The following is a 12,084-nucleotide window of genomic DNA, read 5'->3' as shown; positions in this document are numbered from 1 at the left end:
CGCATGAACCTGGCTCCACTCATCGGGCCCCCTTGGAATCGATCATCCAGGGAACCGGGAGGCGCTCTACCGGCGGACCGCCGAGATCAGTCCGCCGGGCCGCTCCTCGCGCTGCGGCGGGGTGCTGATCGGGCGGCCGTAGGCGGCAGCGCGTTCGCGCAGAGTGTGGCAGCTGGCCTCCCAGCCGTGCCCGGCCAGCCAGCCCACCGGGTCGTCGGGCATCTCCGAGACCCACATGGACGCCGCCGATCCCGGCACGGCGTCCGCGCCGAAGCGCTCGATCACACCGCGCGAGCCCAACGTCAGCCCCATCCGACTGCCTGCCGCCGACTGCGCGCTGATCCGGGCCAGCAGCAGCTCCACCGCGTCCTCGGGCAGATAGATCAGCAGTCCTTCGGCGATCCACACGGTCGGCAGCGCCGGGTCGTGCCCTGCGGCGGCCAGCGCGCCTGGCCAGTCCTCACGTAGATCCACCGCGACGGTGATCCGCTCGCAGCGTGCGACGGCCCGCTCCTGGCGCAGCACCGAAGCCTTGAAGTCCAGTGGCGCGGCGGTGTCGACCTCGAACAGCCGGGTGCCCTCGGGCCAGTCCATCCGGAAGGCCCGGCTGTCCATGCCGGCGCCGAGCAGCACGACCTGCCGGACACCGGACGCGGAGGCCTGCTGCAACAGGTCGTCGAGGAACTTGGTCCTGATGACGATGGAGAACGACACGGCCAGCCTTCGGCGTCGCGCGGCCTCGTCATCGGGCAGTGGCGGCGAGGAGGGCCACAGGCCGCCGGCGGTGGCGAGGGCCTGTGCCAGTGGGTCGTGGAACAGCGCGTTCTCCCGCTCGGTCTCCAGCGCCCGCACCCTGGCCACCCCAACCGCCGTGGCCCACACTCCCGACGGCTGCACCCGCTCCTGCTCATCAGTCACCGCGCCAGCCTAGATGATCGATTCCAAGGGGCCTGATGAGGGGAGCCAGCGTTATGCGAGGCCAGCCCGTCATGCGCGCGCTGACCGCCCTTGGGAAGCAGCGGCTCGAGGGTGGGAGGCCGAGGGCCGTGCGCGGGGTGCGGAGGCCGGCCCGTGCGACAGGCGTCGTTGACGTTCCAGCCCAGGGCTCGCCTGTGGCCGGACCGCTGCCGGGACCTAGTGGCCACCATTGACCTGCAGCCGTCCCGGGGGCCGGGCACTGTCGCCGGACCCACGGAGACGGCGGTGGCGAATGGCGCTAGGGAACGGCGGCTGCCGCCTTGGGGGCGGTGGCCAGCCGCAGGCCGACTTCCACGAGGGTCCAGCCGAGACGAGTACGCAGGTCCCGGTGGCTCCGGGCCACTGCGGCGAGACGGTACGCCTCGGCTTCGGTACGGAGTTCGGCGGCGCGGACATGGTGCAGGGTGAGGTGGATCTCGGGGCGCATCGGGCTGTGGCCTTTCATTCCGCGGTGAGGGGGAATGCATGTGTGTGGATGCGTACTTGGGCGGTGTTGGCGTCGTCCTCGTCGGCGGCCCGCTCGCGGAAGGTGTCGACGAGCGCGTGCATCTTCTCGGCGAGTTCGCGGGTCAGTTCGGGGGTCAGCCGCAGTGTCGCGCTGCTCATGTCCCAGGCGCGGTTCCACTCCTCCGGCCATGCCTGGCGGTTGCCGAGCCAGGTCGACAGGTCCCGGGTCTGGGTGGTCGCGATCTCGTGGAGGTACATGTCGGCAGCCCCGCGCACATCGGGGTTGGCGTCCGTGAGCAGTGCGTCGTCGAAGCGCAGGCCCTTGTGGACCGCCTTCCACCACCGTTCCCGGCCCTTGCCGCGCTCCGGGGCGTCCTCGATGAAGCCGTGAAGGGCGAGCTGCCGCAGGTGGTAGCTGGTCGCACCGCTTGACTCACCCAGCTTTTCGGCGAGTTGAGACGCGGTGGCCGGACCGCCGAAGCGCAGCGCGTCCAGCAGCTGCATGCGCAGTGGGTGTGCGAGCCCGCGCAGAGATCGGGCATCGAGATTGCGGATGTGTGGCGCCTGAGGCTCGTTCATGGTTACAAAGATAGCGATGCAAAGGAATGGTTGCAACGGATTCTTTGCATCTGACTTCGGAGCGGCTGCGCTTCATTTGGTGGCATCGCTTGCACGGACAGGGTGGCGCGCTCGCCACGCTGCTGACACTGCAGGTGGCTCTGCTTGATCTGGCGGCGGCGGAGAAATGGGCCTCCGGCCGACTCGTCAAAGCCCTCGCCCCTCCCATGGGTTTCACCGCGGCTGTGGCCGCGGTCAACGAGACATCCGCCCGGCCGGCCGCCGCACCCCACCGAGCGCGCGCAGAAGGGCCGTCGTCGAAGCCGGGACGCCCCGACGCCGCCCTCGCTGGCAAGGCCAGCCGCAGGCGGCGCCGCAGGGAATAGGCGTCTTCGCCAGCTGGTAGGTAAGGCGTCCGCCCGGCGTCCACGTGGCTGCCATCGGCATGTGGGTGGTGGGGGTTCGAAGAGGTGCCGAGACGCGCTCGATCTCGTGAGAGGCCGTAACCACGGCCGGTATACGACAAGGCGTCACCCTCGGCACCCGCCCGACCGCCACCACCAAACCCAGGACCGCCCGCCGATCTACGGGAAGGCCACCGCGGGCCTGGATGGACGAAGGTATGACGGCCCTGCTGTTCGAACGGCCCGGGCTCCTCCTGACTGGCCCAGACCTTCCTTACCCGGGGATTAGGCTGGTGGTGCTCGGGGCTACTGGGGGAGGCGGAAGGTTCTGTCATGCCTCGAGGCGTCTGGAGCGGTGCGATCAGCTTCGGGCTGGTGACTTGACTGAACTCGTCAAGTGTCCCCATCCGACCTTGGGTCGGCACCGCGACTATCAGCGGGAACGATCATGGTCGTCTGAGTTCCTCCACGCGAAGGCAGGGCGCAGCACGTGGCGACGGCGAATGGATGGCACGCCTACTGCGTGTCGGCCCTACCTAGCCGTTGTCTGTGAAGTTCGGTGTACCGCGAGCGCATGGCGGTGCTGGCGGCCGGGCCGGCGGCGAAGACGAAGGCCTCGCTGTCGTCGAGGGGTCTTCCTGTACGGGCGTCGACCAGGACCGGCTCGACCTCCTCGCCGCTGGCGGCGTCGACCAGGATCATCGATCGCTCCTGCGGCGCCAGGTGTCGGTTTCCCCAGGCGGCGAGAGCCACGATCACTGGCCGCAAGGACCGGCCTCGCTCGGTGAGAACGTACTCATAACGGGCTGGCTTGTCCTGGTACAGCCGTCGTTCCAGCAGGTCGTCCGCGACCAGCGTCTTCAGCCGCGCGGTGAGCATGCTGGTGGAGATGTTCAGGTTCTGCTGGAACTGGTCGAACCGCGTATAGCCGTCGAAGGCGTCATGCAAGATCAATAGAGTCCACCACTCGCCGACGTGCTGCGCCGTCGTCGACAGCGGACACTCGCGGTCCTCCAGCCGTATGCGGCTCGGCATGCCACCTCCAGAAACTTACTGCTAATGTCGAAGTCACTAGCTTCTATTCTAGCAGTAAGCAGGTCCCGCATCCGTGATACGTGGACCGCACAGAGGAAGAGCTCATGACTCAGAACCCGACATCGATCGACCCCGCCGACCTGCCCGAGGCGATCACCCGCTACCTGGCGGGCCGTGCAGCCAAGGATGCCTCCGCTGCCGCGACGGCCTTCGCGCCGCACGCCACGGTTACGGACGATGGGCAGACCTACGAGGGACGTGAGGCCATCACGCGATGGCTCGGACAGACCGACACCGAGTACTCGTACACGACCACGCTCACTGGTGTCGAACGTGACGCAGCCGACCGGTACACCGTCCACCAGCGGCTGGAAGGGAACTTCCCCGGCGGGAAGGTCGACCTGCGATTCCGCTTCACCCTGGCCCACGGACTGATCAACGATCTCAGCATCGCCCCCTGACCGCCGCTGCCCCCTTGCCCACTCACCCCTGACAGGAGCACCAACATCATGAGGACCTGGTTCATCACCGGCGGCACCCCCGGCGGATTCGGCATGGCCTACGCCGAATCTGCCCTGGAACTGGGGGACAACGTCGTCCTCACCGCCCGCCGCCCCCACCTGCTCGACGACTGGGCCGCTCGCCACGGCGACCGGGTGCTCGTCCACCCACTCGACGTCACTGACGCGCAGCAGGTCCACGAGGCCGTCGGGGCCGCCGAGGAACGGTTCGGTGGTATCGATGTCTTGGTCAACAACGCCGGCCGGGGATGGTACGGCTCCGTCGAAGGCACGCCCGACAGCGACGTCAGGGCATCTTTCGAGCTGAACTTCTTCTCCGTCACGCAGACGCTCCGCGCCGTCCTGCCGGGCATGCGAAAGCGCGGCAACGGATGGATCATCAACATGTCCTCCGTCGCCGGCCTGCGCAGCGTGCCTGGATTCGGCTACTACAGCGCCGCCAAGTACGCCATCGAAGGTCTCAGCGACGCGCTGCGCCACGAAGTCGCCCCGTTCGGCATCAAGGTCCTGGCCGTGGAGCCGGGCGCTTTTCGAACACACGCCTATGCGTCGTTCGCCGACGAAGCCGTGAACGAGACGGTCGATGCCTACCTGCCATTGATTCAGTCCGTCCGCTCCACCATGATCGAACAGGACGGCCAGCAGCCCGGAGACCCCCACCGCGGAGTACGCGCTGTACTGGACGCCATGAACAGCGCCACCCCGCCCCGCCGTATCGTCCTCGGCGCTGACGGCTACGAGGCCGTTCAGGGGCAGTTGACAGACATGGCCGCAGAACTGCGCGCCTTCGAGGCTGCCTCGCGCAGCGCGGACTTTCCGCAGGACCGCTGAAGAAGGCCGAAGAAGCCCCGCCTTGCTTCCGGCGGCGGGGCTACCTTCGAGCGCCTCAGCTACGCACGAAGTCCAGCAGGTCGGCGTTGAACCGCTCGGCGAACTTGGGCACCATCGCGAGCCCGTGGGGCGCCCCTTCGCCGTCTTCAACATCAACGGAGCAATGGCTCCCACCAGCACAGCCTTGGCGACCCGTCCCGTCCCGTGCCGGCCCATGTACCGCAACCCCGGCCTCCGGTGGTGTGTCCGACGAGGACCACACTGCGCAGGTCGAGCTCCTCGATGACGGCAGCCAGATCGTCGGCGTAGGTGTCGAGGTTGTTTCCCTCCTAGGGCTGACCCGAACGCCCCCCCGCCATGACGGTCGTCGGCCACGACCCGGAACCCGTAGTCGGCCGTCCACATCATCTGAGGGTCCCAGGCGTCCGCGGTCAGCGGCCACCCGTGGGAGAAGACAGTGTGGTTCTCGCCGGGTGGCACTCGGCCATGTTCGACGGGGTCCCACCACCGTCACGGGCGTTCGCCATCGTCACATTTCTTGAGGAGGCTGACACGACGTGGCCGATGCCGCCGGGTCGCTCGTTCGCGCGGCCGGCCATCCGGTGCTCTTCCCTCGGTTGTTCTGCCACCCGCGCCCCGCCGGACTGCACGCGCTGTGGATGACTGCCCTCGTCGGGATCGCCGCAAGGCGCCAGGTTCGCCTGCTGCACCATCCCGGCGACAGCGGATGCGGGTCGTGTCGGCAGCCGGCGACCTCTTCACATCAGGGTCAACGCTGGAGGATCTCCACCATGCGGGGGCCGTTCGCGGTCGCCCCCTGCCGGATGTAGTCGGTGAGATCGTCCAAGGACTCGGCTCGGTGCGTCTCCAGGCCGTAGCCACGGGCGATGTCCAGCACGTTGAGCCCCGAGATGTCGAGGTACTCACCCTTGGGGACGTGCAGTAGCTCGGAGAACTCCTCCAAGGCCCGGTACTTGGTGTTGGTGCAGACGACGTAGGTCACGGCTACCTGGTGGCGGGCCGCGGTCCAAAGTGCCGCGGGGGTGTACTGCATGGCGCCGTCGCCGATCAGCGCAACTACGGGGCGATCGGGGCGGCCGAGCCGCAGTCCGATGGCTGCAGCCAGCCCCCACCCCAGGCCTCCGGCGGCACAGTAGAACAGCGACTTGGCCCGGGTGATGGTGAGGCGGTCGCGCAGTTCGTCGGAGGAGGTCCATTCCAGGGCGATGACGGTGTCGTCGGTCTTGCCGCGGTCGATCGCGTCGAGGATGGCCTCGGCAGTGAAGTGTGGGCCGCTGGTATCGGCTTCGGGCAACGTGCGGGCCGGCGGCCAGGCACGGCCGCTCTCGGCCACCGCCGCGGCCACCCGTACGAGGGCGTCCGACGGGTCGCCGATCGCAATGCGCCCAAACGGTGCTCGGGCCGCCTCGTCGGGGTCGTCGGTGACCGCGTGCACGCTAACGCCGGGCCCCAGGAAATCGTCGTCGCTCGGTGCGTGGTACCGGAAGACGGGCGCTCCGAAGCAGACCACCGTGTCGTACTGCCCCAGGATGTCCGCGACCGCGCCCGCTGCTGAGGGGAGTTGCCCCTGGTAGCAGCGGTGCCGGGTCGGGAACGGCGAGCGAGGCGGGCTGGGCGCGATCCAAACGGGCAGCCGGGCGCGCTCGGCCAGCGCGACGGCGGCGGGGAACCCTTCCTCGGTGTCGGCGCCGGGGCCCAGTACGAGAGCCGGCGCCGAAGCGCCGCTCAGCGCCTCGACCAGGGAGTCCAGCGCCTTCTGCGATAGCACCGGGTCCCCGATGACCTCCCGCTCGGCGAGCAGTTCGAGGGCGCCGTCCTCGGCCGGCTGCGTCCAGTCGTCCAGGGGGACAGACAGGTACACCACGCCACGAGGTGCTGAGTTTGCAAGCATGAGCCCCTTGGACAGCAGTGCCGGGCCGTCCTGCGGCCGCAGCGGCTCGCCCGACCACTTCACCAACGGGTCGCCGAGCTTTACCGGGTCGACGTTGGTGAGCATCGCCCCGACCGGCACGTACCGGCGTGCCTGCTGCCCGGCCATGATGACCATCGGTGTGTGGCAGTCTGCGGTGTTGGTCATGCATCCCATCGAATTGCCGGTGCCGGAGGCCGCGTGCAGGTTCAGGAAGCCGATCGTGCCCGAGGCCTGCGCGTAGCCGTCGGCGATCGCGATCGCGGCGCCCTCCTGGAGGACGAGGTAGTACGGAATGTCATCCGGGAGGCCGGTCAGGAACGACAGCTCGTTGGAGCCCGGGTTCCCGAAGACGGCCGTCACCCCGTGACGGCGAAGCACCCGGTAGAAGGCATCACTGACACTGGCCACAGCAATCATCCCTCACACAGAGTGGTCATATCGCTACGACCCCGTCCTTGCCCTCCGCATTATTGAGGACCAATCTGAGCATTGCTGCCCATGGGAGGGGTGTGTTCGCTGTCCCAACGGCCAGCAGACCCGCACCGGCATGCGCCGGGCGGCGTGCTCAGCGCCATCCGATCTGTCCGCTCATCACCTTGCCGAGGATGGATTGCGTTCGGATCGCAAGGTCTGCCTCCTGTCGGATTGTCGGCGTACGCGATAGCGCCAACACGACCAGGTCGTCCTGGCGCTCACCGTCGGTCCACCGCGAATGGCAACACTGGCCACACAGGCCGCGGCAGCGACGCCGATACCCGCGCGGGTATGTAGGACGACGCCCACCACAAGGGGCGCAGCGGCCAGCAAGGGCAGACCCATGTATGGCTCGGGAGCGAATAGGTCGGTGGCCATCCCGCCAAGGATCAAGAACGCGGGGCGCAGACGGGCGACCCTCATGGCGTTGAGGTACATGCTGGCGACGGGGGTGGGCGGCATGAGGTGTCACTTCTTCCGGTGGCGGGCGACGGTGATCCCGGTGGATCGGCCTGTATTCCGGGAGTGGCGGCCTCTTCGGGAGAGGCACCCTGGGCACCGCTGCGTGGACATTGGTTACCAGGCTCCAGAGGAGAGTGACGAAGGTAGGTGATGCGCCTGTCTGCTGGCGGGGCGGCAACTAGGCTGCTACTGCGTGCGGCGAATGGCGTGCCACGTCAGATGACCCTCGTCTTGCAGGCCGGTCGGTGGTGTGTTCGGTTTGGTTGCTCGGGTGCTTGACACCGAGCAGTCCTGTAGTTGGGTTGAAAAAGATCTTGGTGCTTCCGTTGCTGTAGTGGTGCCTCCGTCGGCAGTGGCTCCGTCCGGGCTACACAGTTACGTACGGGCATCAGAGACCCACCCATCGACCCACCCATCGCGGCCGTTGTAGCCGTATTCAGCGGACTCGCCGCACTCGGCATTCGGACGGCCTCGCACCAGGCGAACGACACCGCGGCCTCAGATTGAACGGGACCGTTGGCACAACGCGCTGACTCACAGCCCCGGCTGAAACTGGAGCAGTCAGACGGTCTGGGCTGCTCTTAAGAAACCGGTCGCCACGGGAAGCTTTCACGTACCTGAAACGTGATCGCCCCCGTTCGCACCGGGAACCCCCCTACCGTGGAAGCCCAGCCCACGCGGCCACCGTCGTCCGAAGGCAGATCACATTCCGCCCGCGTACGACAGGAGCAGCCCCGTGTCCCGGCTCGCCGCACCCCTCTGGTTCGCCCATGCCCTGCGCGTCCAGCGCGGTCCCATGCCCTGGAGTGCGGTGACCCGAGGTGCGCTCGCCGCCGGGCCGTTGCTGCTCGCCGGCGTCGGTACGGGACACACCGCTCGCGGCGTCCTCGCCGCCATCGCCGCGATGCTCGCCGGCATCAACGACCGGCCCGGCAGCCGTCGGGTCTCCGTCAAGCGGCTCGGGGTGCCCGCGCTCGCCGGGGCGCTCGGGCTGCTCGCGGGCACGTATGCGGGGCAGGGGCTGGCCGCCGTACCGCTGACCTTGGTGCTCACCCTGCTGGGGCTGGTCGCCGGTGGCATCAGCGCGGTCGGGGCCGTCGCCTCCGCCACGGGAACGCAAGTGCTCGTCGGCGCCGCGATCGGCGCCGGGATGCCGGCGGCTGAGAGCGGCTGGCAGCGGGCGCTGGCGTTCCTCTCCGGGGCCGGCTGGCTGCTCGTGCTGCGGCTCGCCCTGCCCACGCCCGGTTCGCTCGCCGGGGACTTCCGCTTCGACGGGGAGCGGGCGGCAGTCGCTGAGGTGTACGACGCCATCGCCGCGCTCCTCGACGCCGTGGGCGGTGAACGGGCCACCGCCCGACGGGCCGCGCTCACCGCCGCCCTCGACCATGCCCAGGACGCCCTCGCCGGACCCCGGCTGCGCCGGTACATCGGCTCCGCCGCCGAGCGTCGGCTGCACGCGCAGTTCGCGGCCGCACTACCCCTCGCCGAGGCCGCCACAGCCCTGTTCTGGTCGGGGGAGCCGGTCTCGGCGCGGACCGCGGAAGGGCCCCGGCGGCTTGCCGCCGCCGTCCGCGGCAACACCAGCCCCGGACCCCTGCCCGCCCCCCACCGGTCGGCCCCCGCCCTGCGCGCCCTCGACGACGCCCTGCTGCACGCGGCCGAGGCCTTCGACCGGGGGGAGGGTGCCGACCGAGGGCTGGTCGGGCGCCGGCGGGGTATCGGGAGCGCCCTGCGCGCCGCGCTCGGCACCGGCGGCCGCGAGTACGGGCTGCGAGTCTCCGTCTGCTTCGGGGCCGCCGCCGCCATCGCCCAGGCGCTGCACCACACCCGCTGGTACGGCCAGCACCAGCACTGGTACTGGCTGCCCGCCACCACTGTCTTCCTTGTCAAGCCCGACCTCGGGCCGCTCGCTTCCCGAGTACTGTGCCGGGCCGCCGGCACCGTGCTGGGCGCCCTGGTGTTCGCCGGGCTCGCAGCGCTGCTGCCCCGGCCCGCCGGGCTGATCGCACTGGTCACGGTCTGCGGGGCGCTCGTCCCCGTCGCCACCCGGCACTTCGCCGCGCAGACCGCCGTCGTCACCGTCCTCGTCCTCGCCCTGGTCATGGCCGGTGGCGAGCCGCAGGCCTCCGTCAGCCGGATCGGCGAGACCCTGCTGGCCTGCGCGCTCGTGCTGCTCGTCGGGCATCTGCCCATGCCCAGGGAGCGCGGCGGCGGGGTACGGGCACGGCTTGCCGCGGCCGGGAGCGCAGCGCACGCCTATCTGGTGCACGTCCTCGGTGAGTCCGACGACCACGCCGAGCGGTGGGCGCTGCGCCGGGAGGCCTACCGCACCCTCGCCGAGGCCCGTACCGCCATCGCGCTCGCCGCGGCCGAACTGCCCGCCCTCGCGCGGCACACCGCGGGCACGGACGCCGTCGCGGACGCCCTGGAACGACTTGTCGACACCACCACAGCCTGCGCCGTCCACCTCGACGACACGGGCCGGCTCGCACCCCGGCATGTCAGACAACTCTGGGACGCCCTGGACGAGCTGAAGCTTCCACAGGGCGAGGTGCCGCTGCCCGCCGCCGTGTAACCCTACGGTCGACCCGGGCATGCCACGTCCAGCCGGCCTCGTCATCACCGACTGCACCGCACTCGTCCATGATGAGGAGGAACAGGTCGGCTTCTGCCAGGATACGGCGATCGTCGTACGCGGCCCGGTCATCAAGTCGATCACGACGGCCGCGTCCGTGCGGGATGGCCCACCGTGCAGCGGATCGAGACGTGCGGGCAGGTTGCAGTGCCAGGGGGTGTCTTTCCGATCATCCCATCGTTGGGTTGGGTGTGAGGGATGGGAAGATAACTGAGGCCGCCTGGGCGGTGATCGAGCCGTTGCTGCCGTCAGTGGGTCGGGCCCGGGGCAGATGGCGGGATCACCGCCAGGTCCTTGAGGGCATCGTGTTCAAGTTCCGCACCGGGGTGCCGTGGAGAGACCTGCCAGAGCGGTTCGGGCCCTGGCAGACGGGGGACGCTTCGCGCGCTGGGCGGCCGACGGCACCTTCGACAAGCTGCCGGCCGCCGCTCTGGGACGGGCTGAGGTGGGCTGGCTGGTCGCGCTGGACTCCACGATCGTCAGGGCTCATCAGCACACCGCGGCCAAAGGGGGCTCCCCGAGCGCGGGCTGGGACGCTCCCGCGGCGGGCTGACCAGGAAGATCCATCTGGCCTGTGACGGGCGGGGCCGGCCGCTGTCCTTCACGGTCACGGCCGGCACCCGCAACGACTGCACCCAGGCCGAAGCGGTCATCGACAAGATCCGTGTCACACAGCCCGGACCGGGACGGCCCCGCGTGCGGCCTGAGCGGGTCGTGGCCGACAAGGGCTACTCGGCCCGGTCCTTCCGCGCCTACCTCCGCAGACGCGGAATCAGGGCAACCATTCCCGAGCGCGTCGACAAACAGCCCGGCCGCTACCTCGCCGCCATCACCCTGGCCAGCACACTCATCTGGCTCGACACGTGATCGACAAGACGCCACCTATAGGGCGTGTTGCGAAAGTGTGTGTGGCGACGGGCGGGCCGTAGTACCCCTGGAGAGTCCAGCATCCGTGTCTCTTCTCATCCGGAGTCGTCGATGGCAGTTCGCCGTGTCATGCCCATCATCCAGTCAGAGGCTGCGCAGGAGAGCCGGGAGTTCTATGGCCTGTTGGGCTTCGAGGAAGTCATGAATATCGGCTGGATCATGACGCTTGCCTCGCCGTCCAGTCCGACGGCGCAGGTCAGCGTTATGACCAGCGACAAGACCGCCCCGGTCACCCCCGATATGAGCGTCGAAGTCGACGACGTGGAGGCGGTTTACGCGGTCGTGCGGGACAGCGGCGCGGAGATCGTTCACCCTCTGCAGGACGAGGAGTGGGGAGTACGACGGTTCTTCGTTCGTGACCCCAATGGCCGCGTGGTCAACGTTCTGAGTCACCGCTGACGCTTCCCGTGCCGCGGGGACGGCGAAGGTCAGAGCCATTCGCAGACGATCGCCTCGACGGATTCGGGACGGCGAAGGGTCAGCTCTGGGTTGGCCCGACGCCATGCAGCCAGGTCGTCATCGAAAACGGTCAGGCTCGCCACGATGAACTGGATCAAGTGTCCCGACCGGTTCCACTTGCTCTTCTCCAACGTGATCACCTCATGGCGTCCCGCCCCGCGCCGCTCCAGCGAGTGCCGGGAGCTGACCCAGTTGAGCCCGTCGAGCATCAGTGCCAGACACGTGGCCCCGGTCTGGACAACGTCAGCCGGCTTTTCCGGTTATGTCAGGGGAGCAATGAGGCCATGCGGCTGCGGCGACTCCACGTCGCTCATGGTGCCGCACGAGGATCCGCCGGACAGAACCTAGTGACCTGAGTCAGAGATTCTTCGGCAGTAGGCGGCCACCTTGTCGAGGATCTCGTCGGCGGTCTTGGTCCAG

The 12,084-nt window shown here is 69.0% G+C and carries 10 protein-coding genes and 2 pseudogenes; 5 read left to right on the top strand and 7 right to left on the bottom strand.

Annotated features, from left to right (window positions below; all coding sequences use genetic code 11):
- Window positions 1-66: 66 nt before the first annotated feature.
- From IE318_RS38675 to IE318_RS38660, 4 genes are all read right to left on the bottom strand, one after another.
- Window positions 67-918, bottom strand: a complete 852-nt coding sequence (locus tag IE318_RS38675; RefSeq protein WP_373311404.1) for a class I SAM-dependent methyltransferase — start codon at window positions 916-918, stop codon at window positions 67-69.
- Between the two features lie 298 nt (window positions 919-1,216).
- Window positions 1,217-1,405 carry a hypothetical protein gene (locus IE318_RS38670; protein WP_189907589.1) on the bottom strand — a complete coding sequence of 63 codons (189 nt, stop codon included), beginning with the start codon at window positions 1,403-1,405 and terminating at the stop codon, window positions 1,217-1,219.
- Window positions 1,406-1,419: 14 nt separating this feature from the next.
- Window positions 1,420-2,004: a winged helix-turn-helix domain-containing protein gene (locus IE318_RS38665; RefSeq protein WP_189907588.1), complete on the bottom strand. Its 585-nt coding sequence runs from the start codon at window positions 2,002-2,004 to the stop codon at window positions 1,420-1,422.
- Window positions 2,005-2,903: 899 nt separating this feature from the next.
- A complete protein-coding gene (locus tag IE318_RS38660; protein WP_189907587.1) occupies window positions 2,904-3,422 on the bottom strand; it encodes a winged helix-turn-helix transcriptional regulator in 519 nt (172 codons plus the stop codon).
- A gap of 104 nt (window positions 3,423-3,526) precedes the next feature.
- Between IE318_RS38660 and IE318_RS38655 the strand changes: the two genes are divergently transcribed.
- Window positions 3,527-3,883 (top strand): nuclear transport factor 2 family protein, encoded by a 357-nt coding sequence (locus IE318_RS38655; RefSeq protein ID WP_189907586.1) that lies wholly within the window; start codon window positions 3,527-3,529, stop codon window positions 3,881-3,883.
- Window positions 3,884-3,931: 48 nt separating this feature from the next.
- On the top strand, window positions 3,932-4,774 hold the full coding sequence (locus IE318_RS38650) for an SDR family NAD(P)-dependent oxidoreductase (protein ID WP_189907585.1): 843 nt from the start codon (window positions 3,932-3,934) through the stop codon (window positions 4,772-4,774).
- Window positions 4,775-4,894: 120 nt separating this feature from the next.
- Here IE318_RS38650 and IE318_RS45645 read toward each other — a convergent pair.
- Window positions 4,895-5,254: pseudogene (locus IE318_RS45645) on the bottom strand (alpha/beta fold hydrolase); the annotation flags it as partial.
- Between the two features lie 289 nt (window positions 5,255-5,543).
- Complete coding sequence (gene mdlC / locus IE318_RS38645; protein ID WP_189907584.1) at window positions 5,544-7,115, bottom strand: benzoylformate decarboxylase; 1,572 nt, start codon at window positions 7,113-7,115, stop codon at window positions 5,544-5,546.
- 1,324 nt (window positions 7,116-8,439) lie between these two features.
- Between mdlC and IE318_RS38640 the strand changes: the two genes are divergently transcribed.
- From IE318_RS38640 to IE318_RS38625, 3 genes and pseudogenes are all read left to right on the top strand, one after another.
- Window positions 8,440-10,218, top strand: a complete 1,779-nt coding sequence (locus IE318_RS38640) for an FUSC family protein (protein WP_189907623.1) — start codon at window positions 8,440-8,442, stop codon at window positions 10,216-10,218.
- A gap of 191 nt (window positions 10,219-10,409) precedes the next feature.
- Window positions 10,410-11,094, top strand: a pseudogene (locus tag IE318_RS45640) (IS5 family transposase); the annotation flags it as partial.
- 162 nt (window positions 11,095-11,256) lie between these two features.
- Window positions 11,257-11,604 (top strand): VOC family protein, encoded by a 348-nt coding sequence (locus tag IE318_RS38625; protein WP_189907583.1) that lies wholly within the window; start codon window positions 11,257-11,259, stop codon window positions 11,602-11,604.
- Window positions 11,605-11,633: 29 nt separating this feature from the next.
- On the opposite strand, the gene IE318_RS38620 is transcribed toward IE318_RS38625, so the two are convergent.
- Entirely contained in the window at window positions 11,634-11,873 is a 240-nt protein-coding gene (locus IE318_RS38620; RefSeq protein WP_189907582.1) for a hypothetical protein, read from the bottom strand.
- Window positions 11,874-12,084: the final 211 nt, after the last annotated feature.

The organism is Streptomyces spiralis (assembly GCF_014654675.1).
In the GTDB taxonomy this organism is placed as follows: domain Bacteria; phylum Actinomycetota; class Actinomycetes; order Streptomycetales; family Streptomycetaceae; genus Streptomyces; species Streptomyces spiralis.
This window is presented reverse-complemented; position numbering and strand designations above follow the sequence as displayed.

Bases quoted from the DNA above. Each gene is read 5' to 3' on its own strand.
- IE318_RS38670 (WP_189907589.1), bottom strand. From the start codon at position 1,405: ATGCGCCCCGAGATCCACCTCACCCTGCACCATGTCCGCGCCGCCGAA.
- IE318_RS38665 (WP_189907588.1), bottom strand. From the start codon at position 2,004: ATGAACGAGCCTCAGGCGCCACACATCCGCAATCTCGATGCCCGATCT.
- IE318_RS38660 (WP_189907587.1), bottom strand. From the start codon at position 3,422: ATGCCGAGCCGCATACGGCTGGAGGACCGCGAGTGTCCGCTGTCGACG.
- IE318_RS38655 (WP_189907586.1), top strand. From the start codon at position 3,527: ATGACTCAGAACCCGACATCGATCGACCCCGCCGACCTGCCCGAGGCG.
- IE318_RS38650 (WP_189907585.1), top strand. From the start codon at position 3,932: ATGAGGACCTGGTTCATCACCGGCGGCACCCCCGGCGGATTCGGCATG.
- IE318_RS38640 (WP_189907623.1), top strand. From the start codon at position 8,440: ATGCCCTGGAGTGCGGTGACCCGAGGTGCGCTCGCCGCCGGGCCGTTG.
- IE318_RS38625 (WP_189907583.1), top strand. From the start codon at position 11,257: ATGGCAGTTCGCCGTGTCATGCCCATCATCCAGTCAGAGGCTGCGCAG.
- IE318_RS38620 (WP_189907582.1), bottom strand. From the start codon at position 11,873: ATGCTCGACGGGCTCAACTGGGTCAGCTCCCGGCACTCGCTGGAGCGG.